This window comes from Cyclobacterium xiamenense, from assembly GCF_042140265.1.
Lineage (GTDB): Bacteria > Bacteroidota > Bacteroidia > Cytophagales > Cyclobacteriaceae > Cyclobacterium > Cyclobacterium xiamenense_A.
Genome location: NZ_CP159481.1, coordinates 4,376,061 through 4,393,408, shown reverse-complemented (window position 1 = coordinate 4,393,408; position 17,348 = coordinate 4,376,061). Strand labels below are relative to the sequence as shown.

Below are 17,348 nucleotides of genomic sequence, written 5' to 3'. Positions count from 1 at the left end.
TGCAAGGGCTGATTTTTTTTAATAAAGCTACTGCTTGCATCCAATAATTTACTTATTTTTATGGGTCTCAGCGAATCGGTAGGCTAGGTGCCGATGGAAGGGCGACTAACATTGGACGCATCAAGAAAGGCCGGTTCGTTCGTTTCGGCGAGGGCAAAGCAGCGTGAATAGCGGGCGAGATTGCCGTGGCGTGTTTTCCAACCGACAGGGTCCGGTGTCTTGATCGTGGGACTGACACAATTGATTTTCTTTTATCCATTATTTTATATAAAACCATGAAAACAGTTGTTTTGATTATCGTTGGATTTTTGGCAGTGCTTCCATTTGCTTTTTCTCAGGACAAAATTCCTCAATTCGATACCCGCCACAAAAATGTGTACGGAGAGTTATTGGGAAGCCATATCCTTGCAGGCGTAAATTTCGACATGCGATTAAAAAAGGGAGTCATGGACGGGATTGGTTTCCGTGCTGGCGTCGGGGGCATTTCCACGACCACCTCGGATCAAACTTCGGATGTATCCTTGGGGATCGTCACCTTTCCGCTGGAATTCAACCATTTGGTTGGGAAAAAGCGCAGTTCTTTTGTAACCGGTGCGGGCCTGCTTCCGGTTTACGCCAGTTTTAGTTCCGAAGGGGGCACGCTTGACGATTACGAGTACATCAGCGGAGAGGGATTTGCCGTGGTAGGTGGTTTTCTATCCATGGGCTACCGGTTTCAACCAAAAAAGTCGGGGGTCATGTTCCAGTTCCACTGGAATCCGTTGATTTTACGAGGATCGGGATTTACAGCGGGTTGGTTTGGTTTGGGTTTAGGTGTTGGATTCAAGTAAGGTTACAAAGTCCTGCTGTTGTGTCGCGGGCATTGGTAAAGCCCCTACGAAGTTTCCCATGGGGTTCCCGGCAAACCAACGGATAATGCTGGTGGTATCATCGGGCAAAGGGTACTGTATCGTTCACCGTTGGTTTAAACACAGTCTCTGCAGCAACCTGCTATCAACCTATCGTGACCTTGGCATCGCATGGCTCCGGTAGTAACTGTATCAGGCAGCTGGAAGCAAACGGGTACTCTGGAGTAGGGTATTTCTACCGATCACTGTACAGTTGGCTGGATGACTATTTCCAACCTTTGCAGGAACGGATTCCGGCCTTTTTGGTACGGCACAATCGTTCCGGACCAGCGAAAAAGTTAGTGGAAACCCATTGGCAGGAAACCGACCTTTATAACCGGTGTAGCGCTTATTACAGTTACGGATTTTATATGGCCAGAAAAGATACCCGTTTGACTTCCGGAGGCCCTGAGGCTTTCTGATGTTTTGCTTCGCGATCGCTCGCCAACGCACCGATTGCCGGCTGAAAAGCGCTGCTGCTTTCACCGGCTTGGTGGAGTCGGGATGCCATCCGGATCGGGCGACTTGTTTACTTTCCTACCCAATAACCATGAAGAAACCGATTCACTACCTATTCCTCCTCATTTGGATACTCGGCTGTCCGTCCGCTCTTGCACAAAGAGCGAATATTGTTTTTTTTCTTGCGGATGACTGCACCAACTGGGACCTGTCTTGCTACGGGAGCCCGGATGCGCAGACACCCTACATCGACCAACTCGCGAAGGAAGGGATGAAATTTAACCGGTGTTACCAGGCAGCACCGATGTGTTCCCCTACACGACACAATCTTTTTACCGGCCTGTACCCGGTAAAAACCGGCGCCTATCCGAACCATACCTTTGCCAGGGAAGGGACCAAAAGTCTGGTACATTACCTGGAACCCCTGGGATACCGGGTAGCGCAGGCGGGCAAACGCCACATTCAGCCAAAAGAAGTTTTTCCCTTCGAATACTTGGGAAACGACAAAAATCCGGATTTCGCTAAAGTAGAGCGGTTTTTTCAGGAGGTGTCCGCTTCAAAGGAACCCTTCGCCCTCTTTCTATGCTCCAACGAGCCGCACAGCCCCTGGGATAAGGGCAATCCGGCTCAGTACGATGCCCGATCGATCCAACTCCCACCGAATTTTGTAGACTCCCCGGAAACGCGGGAAGCGTTTTCGAAGTACCTGGCGGAAATCAGCTACATGGACGGGCAGGTGGGGCAGGCATTGGACCTGCTGGAAAAATACGATTTGGATGAAAATACGCTTTTTGTTTTCGCAAGCGAGCAGGGCAATAGTTTTCCCTTTTCGAAGTGGACACTTTACGAAGCCGGAGTGAAGTCGGCGCTGATCGCACGTCTGCCGGACCGCATACCGGCTGGTTCCGAGTCGGAGGCCATCGTGGACTACACCGATTTGGTACCGACCTTCATCGAGTTGGCCGGTGGCACGGTGCCCGGGCATCTGGATGGGCATAGCCTGCTACCGCTGCTTGAAGGCCGTCGTGAAAAGGGAAAGGAGTATTCGTTTAGTTTGCAGACCACCCGTGGAATCATACAGGGAAGCGAATACTATGGTATCCGTTCGGTTGTGAATGAGGAGTACCGGTACATTTGGAACCTGACGCCCGAGGTACCCTTCCGGAACATCGAGACGAATGGAGACCGGGTGAGTGATTGGTACAAGTCCTGGCTTGCGGCTGCAGAGACCGACGAGCGCGCAGAAAACCTGGTAAGTAACTACAGTCATCGACCAGCCGAAGAGCTGTACCACATCAAAAACGACCGCTGGTGTCTGGTCAACCTGGCGGGAGATCCTGCCTATGCCGGGGTCATTCAGGAATTGCGCGGGGAATTGATGGCCTGGATGGAAGCCTGCGGGGACGAGGGACAGGAAACGGAACTGAAAGCATTGGTTCACCAATACCGCTAGAAAGTAAAAAACCCTGTAACAGGATAGCTACAGGGTTTAGGCGGTGATGCTCGTGGAGGATAACGGATTCGAACCGATGACCTCTACACTGCCAGTGTAGCGCTCTAGCCAACTGAGCTAATCCCCCAAAACGGAGTGCAAATATAAATAGGGAAATTCAATCGCCAAATTATTCCGTGGAATATTTTACGCGGGTCAAAATGCTTCGTCCAAGGGTTACCTCGTCGGTGTATTCCAGTTCTCCGCCTACGGGTATTCCCCGCGCAATCGTGCTTATGTTGATGCCCTTATCTTGTAGCTTACGGGTTAGGTAGAAGGCCGTGGTGTCTCCCTCCATGGTACCTGGAAGGGCTAAAATAATCTCCGTGATGGGTTGTCCGCTTTCTGGATGATCCACCCGATTCATCAGGGAATCAATTTTCAATTCGTCGGGCCCTACGCCCTGAATGGGAGAAATGACCCCGCCCAGTACGTGATACAATCCCGAATACTGGTTCGTATTTTCGATGGCCAGCAGGTCTGGTAGATCTTCTACCACGCAAATGATGCTTTTGTCACGTTTATTGCCCTCGCAGATGCTACATATATCTCCATCGGAGACATTATGGCAACGGGTACAATACCGGATGTTCTTGCGTAGAGAAAGTAGGGATTCTGCCAGCGAGACCGTTACCGGCTCTTTCTGTTTAAGCAGGTGCAAGGTCAACCGAAGCGCCGTTTTCTTGCCGATGCCTGGGAGGCGGCTGATTTCGGCGACCGCATCTTCGATTAATTTGGAAGGGAAATTCACCAAAGGCGGAGTTAAACAATGGTGGCCTGAATGCCGGCATCGAGAATGGACTCACACATGGGTTTTAATTTTCCAATGCTGCCTTTTTTTACGGAACACTTTCCTTTGTAATGAATGATCATGGTACACTGTTCGGCTTGTTCCTGACTGTGCTTGCAAACCTTGATCAAAATTTTGGTGACGTGTTCGAACGTATTGAAATCATCGTTGAAGACGACAAGATCGTGTTCCTCCTTGTCTACCTGCTCATCGAGCAGCAATTCTTCCTCTGTTTCCGCTAAATGTTCTAAAGGTTTCATTTTGCAAAGTTAATAATTAATCACAACTTTATCGGCCTTTAGCCTGAAGCAATATGGATTCAAATTTAGTATTAATTGTCATAACGTCCTACTTTTTATTGTTGTTCCTTATTTCCTGGCTTACTTCGAGAAAACTAACTGCCGACACGTTTTTTACCGGGGACCGGCAGTCTCCCTGGTTTTTGGTGGCATTCGGAATGATCGGTGCTTCGCTTTCGGGGGTCACTTTTATCTCCGTTCCCGGAGAGGTGGGGAACAGCAACTTTTATTATTTCCAATTGGTATTGGGCTATACTGCGGGCTATGCGGTGATCGCCAAGGTGTTACTTCCCCTGTATTACCGGCTTCAACTGGTTTCCATCTACACCTATCTGGAAGAACGGTTTGGCTTCTGGTCGTATAAAACAGGGGCTTTTTTCTTCATTCTCTCGCGCACGCTCGGATCCTCCATCCGCGTATTTCTGGTAGCAGCGGTTTTGCAACTCATTTTATTCGACCGTTGGGGTATTCCCTTTTGGGGTGCTGTGTTGATCACCGTCACCCTCATCTGGCTGTACACGTTTCGAGGAGGTATCAAGACGGTAGTGTGGACGGATACCTTACAGACCTTGTTTATGTTGTTGGCGGTGGGGGTAAGTATGGTGTTGGTTTCGAGGGAGTTGGGTATCCGCGGTGTCGGGGAATTGGTTACCCGTGTAGCGGATCATCCTTATTCCCGAATTTTCGACTGGGACTGGCGTTCCGGGACCAATTTCTTCAAGCAGTTTTTCTCAGGTGCCTTTATTGTCATCGTCATGACGGGCCTGGACCAGGACATGATGCAAAAGAACCTGACCTGCCGAAACCTCAAAGATGCCCAGAAAAACATGTTCTGGTTTACCAACATTCTGGTGGTTGTAAACCTGATTTTTCTGGCCTTGGGGGTTTTGCTCTACCTCTACGCTACAGAAAATCAACTGAACCTTCCCGATCGCTCGGATGATCTGTATCCGCTGCTGGCCACTTCGTATTTTTCTACTTTTGCAGGCGTAGTCTTTGTGCTGGGAATCACCGCAGCCGCATACAGCAGTGCGGATTCCACGCTTACCGCCCTGACCACTTCGTTCTGTTACGATTTCCTGGAGATCAACAAACGTTACGAGGCTTCTGCCGCTGTCCGAATCCGAAAAAGAGTACACCTGGGATTTACGTTGCTGATGTTTTTCGTAATACTTGCCTTCCGATGGATAAATGACCAAAGTGTGATCAATGCAGTGTTTACCATAGCGGGGTATACGTACGGACCGTTGTTGGGTCTGTATTCGTTTGGTCTGTTTACGCGGTTTAAGGTTCGGGACAAGTGGGTGCCTTACCTGGCGCTTCTGGCACCTTTTCTTTCCTTTTTGATTTCGTATCAGTCGGAAGAATGGCTTGGTGGGTATCGCTTTGGTTTTGAGTTGCTTATCCTAAACGGAGCCTTGATGTTCCTGGGCCTACTCCTGCTTCGTCAGGATACGCCGAAGCCTGAGATCCAGGCATAGCGAGAAAGGGAGATCAATAGGCTTGATCTTTGTGAAGCAACAGCGAGAGGATGGTCCAGAAAATGATCTTCAGGTCGAGCAAGGGAGACCAGTTATTGACATAAAAGATATCCAGTTTGCATCGGGAGTAAATGTCGTAAAAGTCCCGGGTTTCCCCGCGAAATCCTTTCGCTTGTGCCAGACCTGTTATTCCAGGTTTGACGGTGTGGCGAAACATGAAGTTATCGATTTCGGCAGAAAATTTGTAATTCATGGGTACGGCATGTGGCCGGGGACCCACAATGGACATGTCTCCTTTGATGACATTAAAAAACTGTGGCAATTCGTCCAAACTGGTTTTTCGCAGAATTTTTCCGATCGGGGTGATCCGCGGGTCGTTTTTTGTGGCTTGCACGGTGTCTGCCTGATCGTTTACGTACATGGTTCGAAACTTGTAACAATAGAAGGGGATGTTGTCCTTTCCGTGGCGGAGTTGCTTGAAGATCAGTGGGCCCTTGGAAGTGAGTTTTATCAGCACTCCGATGATGGGAAAAAGCCAGGAAAAAACGAAAACCACAAGACCGAAACTGATCATCAAATCCATTGTCCGCTTGATGATTTGCTGGGATTCGTCAAAAAATACAACCGGGAAGGACCGAACTTTTCTACCTACTCGGTGGATTCTTCTTGATTTTGGTTTTGTCTCCGTAATAGTAGAGGCCATATGGTAGTAGTTTACTAATTTTTAATTTGAATCTCCCCAACCATTATCATGCCACAAACCCGGTCATGGAATTTTGTGATTCTAAAAATGCATTTCAAAACTAGAATAAAGTGGTTTAATTTCCTAATTTTTAACCAATATTTTTGCTAATGATAACAGGAATCCGTAAAAAATTAACAAAAAGTTAATTTTTAAGGTGATATTTTATACATTCAATAAAACAGTTGGTACCTGACTTACTGTCGAAAATTCTCCTTTTGTAGCAAAAAACTTGCGGGGTGTAAACTTGCCCGGCGGGATTCAGATTTTTAGGTGTTCTGCCGGATCCCAAAACAAACGGGCAAAGTCTTTTATCCGATCCGATTCGACCATAATGCCTTCTTTCTCCAACAGGCGCTGCATGGCTTCCGGGTCTGAAAAATGATTTTTTCCCGTGAGGAGCCCCTCCCGGTTGACCACCCGATGAGCGGGAATACCTGCCTGTTTGTGGGATGCATTCATGGCCCAGCCCACCATGCGCGCGCTTCCCTTTGTTCCAAGGTACGCAGCAATGGCACCGTAGGTACTCACTCGCCCGGGCGGAATCAGCCGGACCACCTGATAGACCAGCTCAAAGAAGTTGGTTTTATTGGTGTCCATGTTCCAGGTCGATGAGCGTTTGGTTGATTTTTCTTCTGATTTTCTTTTCTACTTCCCTGGAGGGCGTATTGAGCTGGATTTGAAGTTTCAGTTTGACCACTTCTTTTCGTATTTCGAGGGCGCGGAGGCTTAATCCGCCCTTTTTTACCTCCTGCGCAAACGGCCGGATGACTTCGGTTAGTTTTTCCTCCATCCGGTCAACATTTAGCCCGGGTCGATTGCCAAGCTCAAATTCGAAGGTCAGCCTCCGCACACTTTGTCGGCTGTGGTTGACGACCTGCGAAGAAAGTATCAGACTGTTTGGGATCAGCACAAGGTCTCCGTCGTCATTCATTAGCACCACATTTAGTAGGGTAATGTCCTGAATCTTGCCCTTTTGGTCGGCGACCTGAATGTAGTCCCCCAGGGTAATCTGATCGGAAAACATGATGATCAGTCCATTGAACATATTCGTGATGTAATCCTTGGATAGAATAGCGATGGCGGCCGCTACCAGCGCTATGCTACCCAGAAATTCGATCGGTTTGATCTGAAAAAAGATCATTACGGCAAATAGAAAAAATACCACATTGAGCAGGTTGGCGATGTGATTGATTCCCAGCACAAAATTGGAATGCAAGGATTCGGATTTTTTTTTCCGCAGGTAAAATCGGACCAGAAATAACCGGCCCAGAGAGATCAGTATGTTCCCTGCAAGTAGAAATACCAAGGCGTCCATCAGGGAAGACAACCGGAGCAACAGGGGTTCTTTTTCCCAATCCAGGCTTTCCCGTATAAAAAACAAACTAATGTATCCGAGGACCTTCACCACAAAGGCAATCCTTCTTCTGCGCTCGTTTGCCTCCAGCTTGCTTTTTCCCAATTCGACCATGTTTGTTAAAAATAAATCTTAATTTTATGTTTTGGCGTTCGCCATGCAAAAGTACCGGATTGTAACCAAACTAAATAATCGCATGAATAGAAATATTATCATTACGGGAAGTGCTGGGAATTTAGGTCGGGCAGTAGTGAGTAAATTCAAAAGAGAGGGGTTTCAAGTAATTGCACTCATTGAGCCCGATAGCGGACATGAAGTGGAGGAGGCCGACGACACCTATCAGGTAGATGTTACGGACGAGGCCGCGGTCGCGGCTTTTGCGAAAGAATATCAGTTGCAGTACGGCGAACTGGAGTGCATTGCCTTGCTCGTCGGCGGGTTTGGCATGGGTGGGATCGAATCCACCGGAACCAAAGACCTGGATAACATGATTCGACTCAATTTCTTCAGTGCCTTTAATATGGTAAAAAGCTTTCTCCCGCTGATGAAGAAAGCCAACAACGGCACCTTCCTGTTTGTTGGCGCCAAACCGGCCTTGCAACCCCAGGAGGGAAAAGACGTTTTAGCCTATGCCCTTAGCAAAGGGCTGGTGATCGACCTTGCGGAATTTATCGCCAACGAAACAGCGGATCTGAAGGTGCGTTCACACGTGTTTGTTCCAAGCATTATCGACACCCCTCCAAATCGGGAGTCCATGCCGGATGCGGATTTCGGACAATGGGTAAAACCCGCTGAAATTGCAGAAGCCATGCACTATGCCGCAACCAATGCAGCCCTCAGAAACATGACCTTTAAATTGTACGGTGGAGTCCATTAAAATCAATAATTATGAATCCCTTACGATTAACCAGTATCCTTGTTTGGCTTTTTGTAGCCAACGTACTTCAAGCCCAAACCGTCACAGAAACGCGCAGTTTGTCGGCATTTGACAAACTTATGGTAAGCAATTCCATTGAAGCGGAGCTTGTCCCCGGAGAGCAATACGAGCTTACCATTACCGCATCCGGTATGGATCCGGAAAACGTGGAAACAAAGGTGAACAAGCGGAAATTGGAAATTTCCATTTCGGGAAGCTATCCAAAATCGAGTTCCGTGAAAGTGGTCCTGACCTATGTTGAGCTGGACGATATTGAAGTTGATAGCGGAGCCAAAGTTATCCTGAAGAATGCCCTGGAGAGCAAAACCATCCGGCTTCAGGTGGCAAGTAATGGCTACCTTGAAGCCGAAGTAAATGCGGATGAGCTGTACCTCAGGGCGCAGACCAATTCCAAATTATACGTGAAAGGCAAGGCCAATAGCTTGGATTACAATGCGTTTACCAATGCAGAGATAGACGGCGAAGGCCTGCAGGTCAACCATGCAGAGGTACGCACCAATACGAACGCATCCGGTTCCTTTGAAGTAAAAGAGTCACTGAAAGGATCTGCTGCTACACGGGGTCGAGTAAGATACAAAGGAACCCCAAATGTCATTGATATCAAGGAAACCGTAGGGGGCACCATCGAAAAATTGGAATAAGTGGGGGTCCCCACAGGGGTTTGCTGCCGGAATACGTCCGCCGGCAGCGAGTCTTTCCGGTTCTGTTTTGCTCCTTCCGCCAATGAACGGGCTTCTGGCCGATGGATCCGGCGGGCAACCGCAGTGTCTCCTGGCGGCGTTTGCCGGTCTCTCAGCTAGCCACTGCCCGGGACCGGAACCTGCACCGCACGAAACGACAGGGTCCGGGAATCCCGTTTTGGAATTCCTCCCATTGTCCCTGCATCGGGGTTTTTCTACACCGAAAAACTTGTGATATATAAAATTTGTCCTTAGAATTGTCCCTTCAAACAAAGAAGCATGGTTTTCGCAGTAACAAGTAGTTTCCAACACATGGCTTCCCGGTCAATCCTGGCAGCTGATTGCCGTATTTTTTCTACCGGTACCACCACGACCATCACGGGGTAATCCCGAGAAACGATGCATCCTTTTCCAACCCCAAAAGGTCCCTCACAACCTTTTTTCGTATCATTTTAACCGATAAAAAGTAGCAATGAAAATAGTAAAATTCGGAGGTTCGTCAATCGCTGATTTGGAAAGCATAAAAAACGTGCTTTCCATCCTGCAAAGAGCATCGCAAGAGGAAGAACTGGCAGTGGTTTTTTCAGCCTTTGGGGGCGTGACGGAAAGCCTGCTGAAGTGTGCACATTTGGCCAGGCAGAACGATGCTACCTACCAATCGCTCTTATTGGGGATGGAGAAACGCCACTTGCAACTGGTGAAGCAACTTATTCCGGTCCAGAAGCAGTCCAGCGTACTTACTTATGTTAAAGTAAGGTTCAACGAATTGGAAGATTTGTTTCACGGGATTTTTCTGATTAAAGAATTTTCCCCCAGGACCTCCGATTACGTGGTGAGTTTTGGAGAACGGATCTCGGCATTTATTCTGGCAGAGGCGTTGAAGGTGGCCGGTCTGAATTCCCGGTTTGTGGATGCCCGAGAGCTAATCCGTACCAACGATCGGTTTGGAAATGCCAAGGTAATTTTTCCAACAACCAACCAGCTGATCTACGACTATTATTCCAAAAACAAGGGATTGTTGGTCATTACAGGATTTGTGGCTTCCACGGACAAAGGAGAGACCACCACCCTGGGAAGGAGTGGCTCCGATTATACGGCTGCGATTTTTGCTGCCGCGCTGAAGGCAGATAGCCTCGAAATATGGACCGATGTTTCCGGTGTGATGACAGCGGATCCAAAATTGGTGTATTCGGCCATCACCATTCCTCAGTTGAGCTACAGTGAGGCCATGGAGCTATCGCATTTTGGCGCGAAGGTAGTTTTTCCGGCCACCATGCAGCCGGCCATGCGGAGAAAGGTGCCGATTTATATAAAGAATACTTTTCAGCCCGAAGCCGAGGGCACGCTGATTTGCGAAACCTCCGAAAACACCAAGTTGATCAAAGGTATTTCCTCTTTGAGCCACATTTCCCTGCTGAACGTGCAGGGCTCCGGATTGGTAGAGGTGGTTGGCGTTAGCAGCCGTGTATTTGGAACCCTGGCCCAGGCTCAGGTAAACGTGGTGCTGATCAGCCAGGCTTCCTCCGAGCACAGCATTTGCATCGCCATAAAAAGTGAGGATGCAGAACTGGCTAGAGAAGTGCTGGAAAAGGAATTTCATTACGAGATCCTTGCCGGAGAAATGGATAAGGTGCAGATCATGCCCAACATGGCCGTGATTGCCGTGGTGGGGGAAAACATGAAGCACCATCCCGGGGCAAGTGGAAGGCTGTTTCAGGCGTTGGGCAGGAATAATATCAACGTTTCTGCCATTGCTCAGGGAAGTTCGGAGCTGAATATATCGGCTGTTATCCAGCAGTCCGACTTGCAAAAAGGACTCAATGCCCTGCATGAAGCCTTTTTCCTCTCGGACAACAAGGTTCTCCACGTGTTTTTGATCGGCGTGGGTCTGATCGGAAAGACGCTGATCAAAATGATTCAAAGTCAACTTGCAAAATTGCAGGAGGAATACATGTTGGATATCAAAATCCACGGCCTGGCCAATTCCCGTTTTATGGCCTTCGATGAAGATGGATTTGACTTGTCTACGCTTCCCGTGCCTGCCGAGAAGGATTTGCCGATGAACCTGCAGGTGTTTTTGAATACCATGAACAGCATGAATTTTTCCAACTCCGTGTTGGTGGATTGTACGGCTAGTCAGGAAGTGGCAGACACCTATCAGCGTGTGCTTGAGTCCAAAGTCGCCATTGTTACTCCAAATAAAAAAGCCAACTCGGGTCCGCTGGAAAAATACAAGGCTCTTAAAAAGCTTTCCGGCCAGCGAAACATTAAGTTTTTTTACGAAACGAATGTGGCGGCAGGATTGCCTGTCATCAACACCCTTCAGGACCTGATTTTAAGTGGGGATAAGGTGATTAAAATTGAAGGCGTGCTGAGTGGATCCATGAATTATATATTTAGCGAGCTCAGCAAAGGAGCGCCATTTAGCGAGGTGGTAGCTCAGGCCAAAGAAAAAGGGTATACCGAGCCCGACCCCAGAGACGATTTGAGTGGAATGGACGTGGCGCGGAAGATTCTAATTCTCGGTAGGGAAGCCGAACAAGAGCTGCATTTTGAAGACGTGTCGGTTCAGAGCATGGTCCCTGAGGATTGTGCCCACCTGGATTCGGTCGATGAGTTTCTGGAAAAGCTAAAAGACCACGACGGTCATTTTAAGCAAATGCTGGAGGAGGCCGACCAAAAAAATGAAAAACTTCGGTTTATGGCGGTGCTGGAAAACGGAAAAGCTACGGTAGGCCTGAAATCCGTGGATAGCAAACATCCCTTTTATTCCCTGGTAGGAAGCGATAACATGATCCTTTTTACCACGGAGCGCTACCACGAATTTCCGATGATTATCAGAGGTCCGGGAGCGGGAGCAGATGTCACCGCCGCGGGTGTATTTGCCGATATTATTCGGTTAGGAAATTATTCTAGGTAGTATGGAAAAGCAAAAAGTGACTGCATTTGCACCGGCTACTGTAGCCAACGTTTCCTGCGGTTTTGATATACTGGGCTTTGCCGTAGAAGACCTGGGAGACAGGGTAAGCGTTTCCCTTTCCGGGCAGCCGGGGATTCGGGTGACCCACATTGAGGGAGACCAGGGAAAACTGCCGTACGAGGTAACGAAAAATACCTGTTCGGTGGCGATTCGAGCCATGGCCGAGGCGCTTAATTTTGAAGGGGGCCTTGAGATCGAGCTCTATAAGGGGCTTCCCCTGGGTAGTGGGATGGGGTCCAGTGCAGCCAGCGCGGTTGCCGCACTCGTGGCGGCCAACACCCTTCTCGGAAATCCATTTGAAAAAAAGGATTTGCTGCCTTTTGCCATTGAATCGGAGCGGATTGCCTGTGGAGCAGGACATGCCGACAATGTGGCTCCGGCGCTGTTGGGAGGATTCGTTTTGATCCGTGAATACCATCCCCTGGACGTCATTCCCCTGCACGTTCCGAGGGGGCTGTACTGTACGCTGGTACATCCTCATTTGGTGCTGAATACTTCCGATTCCCGAAGCGTATTGCGCCGAAGTGTTTCTCTCCAGGACGCTACTACCCAGTCTGGCAACATTGCAGGGCTGGTAGCGGGTCTTTTTCAAGAGGACATGGCCCTGATCAGTCGCTCCCTGAACGACGTTATTGCCGAACCTTCCCGCTCGGTGCTGATCCCCGGTTACGACGAGGTCAAGGAGGGTATCCGGCCTGCAGGAGCATTGGGGTGCGGAATATCCGGTTCCGGCCCCACCATTTTCATACTCTCACCTTCCGAGGAGATAGCCTGGGAAGTTAGCCGACTCGCCCAAAACGTGTTCGATACCATGCAACTCCCCATAGATCTGTATGTTTCGGCCATCAATACCCGGGGCGCCTATATACTTGAAGAGGAGATTTAAACCACCGTTTGCACAGTAGACCTTGCAATGAACTATTTCAGTACCAACAATTTCGATCATAAAGTAGGCTTAAAAGAGGCAGTCATCAAAGGTTTGGCCTCGGATCAGGGACTGTATATGCCCGAAACGATCCCATCCCTTTCCGCTGAGTTTTTTGCTCGTTTGTCTACACTTTCTTTTCGGGAGATCGGCTACGAGATCATCGGTGCACTTTTTTCCGAGGATTTAACCCCCGGGCAAATCCGCGAATTGGTGGACCATACCCTGGAGTTTGATGCGCCCTTGGTTCCTATCCAAGAGGAGATATACAGCCTGGAATTATTTCACGGTCCCACACTGGCTTTCAAAGACTTTGGTGCCCGCTTTTGCTCCAAGCTCATGAGCATGCTTCAGGACAGGGGTGAATTAAAAGTATTGGTAGCTACCTCCGGGGATACCGGCAGTGCGGTTGCCAATGGCTTTTATGGGGTGGATGGCGTGGAAGTAATCATTCTTTATCCTTCTGGAAAAGTAAGTGACCTACAGGAAAGACAGTTTACCACATTGGGCGGCAATATCCGGGCTTTGGAAGTAGACGGGGTATTTGACGATTGCCAGCAGATGGTAAAAAAAGCTTTTTTGGATCCGGATCTGAACCGCAGCATGACGCTTACCTCGGCTAATTCGATCAATATTGCCCGGTGGATTCCGCAGTGCCTGTACTATTTTTATGCCTGGTCCCGCTTGCCCCGATCCGACAAAAAAGTTGTTTTTGCCGTACCTAGCGGAAATTTTGGAAATCTTGCTGCGGGCATTCTTGCCGAGAGAATGGGCCTGCCAATTTCCTGCTTTGTGGCCGCAACGAATATCAATAAGGTGGTGCCGGATTACCTTAATGGAGCACCTTTTGCCGCAAAACCTTCGTTACAAACCATCAGCAATAGTATGGATGTAGGGAACCCGAGTAATTTTTACCGACTGCTGGCCTTGTTTGGTAACGAGGAATCCTTGCTTAGAGACAAGGTAAGGGGTTATTTTTACACCAATGAACAGACCCGGCAGGCCATGCGCGCGGTGAAACGCGAAACCGACTACATCATGGACCCACACGGGGCGGTTGCCTACCTGGGTCTGAAAGATTTCATGCATAAGGCGCCGGGATTGTTTCAGGGGGTCTTTTTGGAGACCGCGCATCCGGGTAAATTCCGAAATGTGGTGGAGGAAACACTCGAACTGGAGTTGGCCCTGCCCGAACGCCTGCAGGCATTTTTGCAGCGGGAAAAAAAATCCGAGAAAATGGCCAACGATTACGAAGCCTTTAAAAACTACTTGCTAAAAAGCTAATGCGATCAGCAGGAGGGGATTCTTCCAAGACGTCGCTCCATTCATAGAGTCGTTTGCAACTGTTTCAGCGCGTAGCGGAAGGTAAAATACCGGGGCCAAAGGATGCCATTAGCGGAAGTACCTGGCTATTTTGATTGCTTCCTTCCCGAAAACCAGCTAATTTCGTAATTTCATCTTTGAATCGTACCCGTAACCGAACCCCAAACGCTATGAAATGGATACCCGCTATTGCTCTGACCGCCCTTCTTTGGCTACCCCTGCTACCCGCCAAGGCGCAGGAATGGCAGACGCTGAACCCGGAAAATACCTGCACGGAACGACACGAGTGTGCCGGAGCAGCGGTAGGAGGAAAGTTCTACCTGATGGGTGGAAGAGGACAAAAGCCCGTGGAAATGTACGATCCCAGCCGCGGAAGTTGGGAATTAAGGGGCGCTGCTCCCTTTGAAATGCATCATTTTCAGGCGGTAGCCTACCGCGATAAAATCTACGTGATGGGGGCTTTTACCGGCGGATATCCCCATGAAACACCCGTAGCTCATGTGTACATCTACGACCCTGCTACCGATACCTGGAGCAAGAGTCATGAAATCCCCGAAGCCCGCAGAAGAGGTGCCGCGGGGGTAGCCGTCTATCGGGACAAATTTTACCTCCTGGGAGGAGCCCAGGATGGGCATTGGGCCGATAACCGGGATTATCTGGACGAGTACGATCCGAAAACGGGAGAGTGGAAGTCGTTGCCTCCCATGCCCCGGGTTCGGGATCACTTCCAAGCCGTGGTCTTGGATGACCGGCTCTACGCAGTCGGTGGACGCAGGTCTTTTGCAAAAGAGGGCCACGGTTTTGAACTGACCTACGAGGAGGTTGATGTATACGATTTTGAATCCGGGGAGTGGACTACGCTGGATGCGCATCCCTTACCCACCGAGCGTGCAGGGAGTTCCACCATTGGCTATAAGGATGGCTTTTTGGTCATCGGTGGTGAAAGCGATTCTCAGGTGGCAGCGCACGATGAGGTAGAATTTTTTCACCCCGAAAAAGGATGGAGTTTACTGAACCGACTTGAGCGCGGCAGGCACGGGTTTCCAGTAGTAGCCATCGACGGTAACCTGTACCTGGCGGCGGGTTGCGGGAACCGGGGAGGAAACCCCGAATTGAATAGTCTGGAAGTGCTTCCGGCAGAATAGGTTGCAGTAGGGTTATCCACAGAATACATCGAACGAAACAGAACAAGGGCAATGGTCAAAGGCACTCACCAGGCGAAAGAAGATCCAAGAAACAAGGACGTTCAGATTTTTATAAACGGTACTTTTTATGCACGGGATGAGGCCCGGATTTCTGTATTCGACAGTGGCTACCTCGTCGGGGATGGGGTTTGGGAAGCCTTCCGGGTACACAAAGGGAAGCTGGTTTTCATTGACGATCACCTGGATCGACTCTGGCAGTCCGCAAAGGTCACCGGAATAATGCTTCCTTTCTCCAGAGAAACCCTGATAGCCCATGTTCAGGAAACCCTCTCCGTCAATGGGATGTGGGATCATATTCACGTTCGGGTCATGGTAACCCGGGGCATTAAAAAAACACCTTCTCAGGATCCCCGTCTTACCATTTCCGGGCCGAACCTGGTAATCATTGCCGAACACAAGCAGGCGGCGGTCGAAAGTAAAAAAGAAGGTATTCGCTTGTTTACAAGTACGTTTCGTCGGGGATCGCCAGATTACCTGGACCCGCGGTTAAATTGTCACAGCAAGCTCCACGAAGTACAAGCCCTGATACAAGCCATTGAAGCCGGGGCGGACGAGGCATTGATGTTGGATACGCATGGATTTGTAGCGACCTGCAACGCAACCAATTTCTTTATGGTAAAAGATGGCGAAGTATGGACTTCTACCGGCCAATATTGCATGAATGGGATAACGCGGGGAAAGGTACTGGCCGTTTGCGCAAAGCAAAACGTGCCTTGTTTCCAAAAGAATTTTTCACTTTTTGATGTGTACGGCGCAGACGAGGCGTTTGTCACCGGCACCTTTGGAGGGCTTACGCCGGTCGTGAAAATTGATGGGAAGCCGATCGGGACCTCCGGTGCCGGGCCCATTACCCGTCAGCTAAGCAATTGGTACGAACAATGGATCGAACGGGAAATACAGGCATGAAGGCTAATTCTGCCATCAAACGGCTTTTCCTATGGTCGGGACCTAGAAACATTTCTACGGCCCTCATGTACAGTTTTTCCCAGCGAGCGGATACCGCCGTGGAAGACGAGCCCCTTTATGCACATTACCTGAGTCGTTCCCTAGCCAGTCCCTACCATCCGGGTGCATCGACGATCCTGGAAAATATGGAAAGGGATGGGAGTAAAGTGGTACATCACATGCTTTCCAAAAGAGAAAAACCCGTCCTGTTTTTTAAGAACATGACCCACCACCTGATCGATTTGGATTGGTCTTTTATGGGAAAGGGTATGAACATCCTCCTCACCCGCGATCCCAAAGCCATGCTTTTGTCATTTTCCAAAATTATCGAAAAACCGGTCATGGAGGACATCGGTTATGCCATGCAATGGAAATTGATTCAATACCTCAAAGATAAGGATTTCCCTTTCGTGGTGCTGGAAGCAAAAAAGTTTCTGCTTGACCCGGAAGGCCAGCTTCGAAAATTGTGCAGCGCTTGCGGTATCGTGTTTGATACCCGTATGATGCGCTGGGAGGCAGGGCCCATTCCCGAGGACGGTGTTTGGGCGAAATATTGGTACGCAAGTGTGCATCGATCCACGGGATTTCAGCCTTACGTGGAGAAAAATGAGCCATTTCCTGCCCATTTGCTTCCTTTGCTAGCGGAATGCGAACCCATTTATCGTAAGTTACAGGAGTATTCACTCTGAGAGTAACGGGCGATTGCCAAGCGTTCTAATCAGCTGAAAAGTACTCAAGCGAGATAATGCCCTATTCCGGGCCGTAGAGGAGGGAAACCAAACGAGGCCTGTCCCTCAGGCAATGGAACGATCCGGGGAGTCTCTTGGGAATCTGAGAATAATTTAA

Annotated in this window: 16 protein-coding genes and 1 tRNA gene; 11 read left to right on the top strand and 6 right to left on the bottom strand. The window is 49.3% G+C overall.

All coding sequences use genetic code 11. The annotated features are described in order from the left end of the window. Positions 1 to 275 precede the first annotated feature (275 nt). Positions 276 to 830, top strand: a complete 555-nt coding sequence (locus tag ABWH99_RS17880; RefSeq protein ID WP_375583184.1) for a hypothetical protein — start codon at positions 276 to 278, stop codon at positions 828 to 830. A gap of 607 nt (positions 831 to 1,437) precedes the next feature. Beyond that, positions 1,438 to 2,799: a sulfatase gene (locus ABWH99_RS17875; RefSeq protein WP_375583183.1), complete on the top strand. Its 1,362-nt coding sequence runs from the start codon at positions 1,438 to 1,440 to the stop codon at positions 2,797 to 2,799. Between the two features lie 53 nt (positions 2,800 to 2,852). Here ABWH99_RS17875 and ABWH99_RS17870 read toward each other — a convergent pair. The 3 genes from ABWH99_RS17870 to ABWH99_RS17860 form a co-directional block, all read right to left on the bottom strand. Next, positions 2,853 to 2,926: transfer RNA gene (locus tag ABWH99_RS17870), tRNA-Ala, on the bottom strand. A gap of 42 nt (positions 2,927 to 2,968) precedes the next feature. Continuing rightward, positions 2,969 to 3,589, bottom strand: a complete 621-nt coding sequence (gene recR / locus ABWH99_RS17865) for a recombination mediator RecR (RefSeq protein WP_375583182.1) — start codon at positions 3,587 to 3,589, stop codon at positions 2,969 to 2,971. Between the two features lie 11 nt (positions 3,590 to 3,600). Further along, positions 3,601 to 3,888 carry an ATP-dependent Clp protease adaptor ClpS gene (locus ABWH99_RS17860; RefSeq protein WP_154858264.1) on the bottom strand — a complete coding sequence of 96 codons (288 nt, stop codon included), beginning with the start codon at positions 3,886 to 3,888 and terminating at the stop codon, positions 3,601 to 3,603. 53 nt (positions 3,889 to 3,941) lie between these two features. Between ABWH99_RS17860 and ABWH99_RS17855 the strand changes: the two genes are divergently transcribed. Continuing rightward, positions 3,942 to 5,408: a sodium:solute symporter gene (locus ABWH99_RS17855; protein ID WP_375583181.1), complete on the top strand. Its 1,467-nt coding sequence runs from the start codon at positions 3,942 to 3,944 to the stop codon at positions 5,406 to 5,408. Between the two features lie 13 nt (positions 5,409 to 5,421). Here the strand turns inward: ABWH99_RS17855 and ABWH99_RS17850 are convergent, their stop codons facing one another. The 3 genes from ABWH99_RS17850 to ABWH99_RS17840 all read right to left on the bottom strand — a co-directional run bounded on the left by ABWH99_RS17850 (position 5,422) and on the right by ABWH99_RS17840 (position 7,621). After that, entirely contained in the window at positions 5,422 to 5,991 is a 570-nt protein-coding gene (locus ABWH99_RS17850) for a sugar transferase (RefSeq protein ID WP_375583180.1), read from the bottom strand. A gap of 420 nt (positions 5,992 to 6,411) precedes the next feature. Further along, entirely contained in the window at positions 6,412 to 6,750 is a 339-nt protein-coding gene (locus ABWH99_RS17845; protein WP_375583179.1) for an MGMT family protein, read from the bottom strand. Then, a complete protein-coding gene (locus tag ABWH99_RS17840) occupies positions 6,737 to 7,621 on the bottom strand; it encodes a mechanosensitive ion channel family protein (RefSeq protein ID WP_375583178.1) in 885 nt (294 codons plus the stop codon). Before ABWH99_RS17840 ends, ABWH99_RS17845 begins: the two co-directional genes overlap by 14 nt. Before the next feature lie 82 nt (positions 7,622 to 7,703). Here ABWH99_RS17840 and ABWH99_RS17835 point away from each other — a divergent pair, with 82 nt between their 5' ends. The 8 genes from ABWH99_RS17835 (at position 7,704) to ABWH99_RS17800 (ending at position 17,191) form a co-directional block, all read left to right on the top strand. Next, on the top strand, positions 7,704 to 8,384 hold the full coding sequence (locus tag ABWH99_RS17835; RefSeq protein ID WP_375583177.1) for an SDR family NAD(P)-dependent oxidoreductase: 681 nt from the start codon (positions 7,704 to 7,706) through the stop codon (positions 8,382 to 8,384). An 11-nt stretch (positions 8,385 to 8,395) separates the two neighbouring features. Beyond that, positions 8,396 to 9,085: a head GIN domain-containing protein gene (locus ABWH99_RS17830; RefSeq protein ID WP_375583176.1), complete on the top strand. Its 690-nt coding sequence runs from the start codon at positions 8,396 to 8,398 to the stop codon at positions 9,083 to 9,085. A gap of 511 nt (positions 9,086 to 9,596) precedes the next feature. Further along, the gene (thrA, locus tag ABWH99_RS17825; RefSeq protein WP_375583175.1) at positions 9,597 to 12,044 is read left to right on the top strand and encodes a bifunctional aspartate kinase/homoserine dehydrogenase I; all 2,448 of its coding nucleotides are present in this window, start codon (positions 9,597 to 9,599) and stop codon (positions 12,042 to 12,044) included. Between the two features lies 1 nt (position 12,045). Then, positions 12,046 to 12,990, top strand: coding sequence for a homoserine kinase (locus ABWH99_RS17820; protein WP_375583174.1), 945 nt, complete (start codon positions 12,046 to 12,048; stop codon positions 12,988 to 12,990). Positions 12,991 to 13,017: 27 nt separating this feature from the next. Continuing rightward, positions 13,018 to 14,313: a threonine synthase gene (gene thrC / locus ABWH99_RS17815; RefSeq protein ID WP_375583173.1), complete on the top strand. Its 1,296-nt coding sequence runs from the start codon at positions 13,018 to 13,020 to the stop codon at positions 14,311 to 14,313. A 209-nt stretch (positions 14,314 to 14,522) separates the two neighbouring features. Then, positions 14,523 to 15,497 carry a Kelch repeat-containing protein gene (locus ABWH99_RS17810; protein WP_375583172.1) on the top strand — a complete coding sequence of 325 codons (975 nt, stop codon included), beginning with the start codon at positions 14,523 to 14,525 and terminating at the stop codon, positions 15,495 to 15,497. 51 nt (positions 15,498 to 15,548) lie between these two features. Continuing rightward, positions 15,549 to 16,463 (top strand): aminotransferase class IV, encoded by a 915-nt coding sequence (locus tag ABWH99_RS17805; protein WP_375583171.1) that lies wholly within the window; start codon positions 15,549 to 15,551, stop codon positions 16,461 to 16,463. Further along, positions 16,460 to 17,191 (top strand): sulfotransferase family protein, encoded by a 732-nt coding sequence (locus ABWH99_RS17800; RefSeq protein ID WP_375583170.1) that lies wholly within the window; start codon positions 16,460 to 16,462, stop codon positions 17,189 to 17,191. Before ABWH99_RS17805 ends, ABWH99_RS17800 begins: the two co-directional genes overlap by 4 nt. Positions 17,192 to 17,348 lie beyond the last annotated feature (157 nt).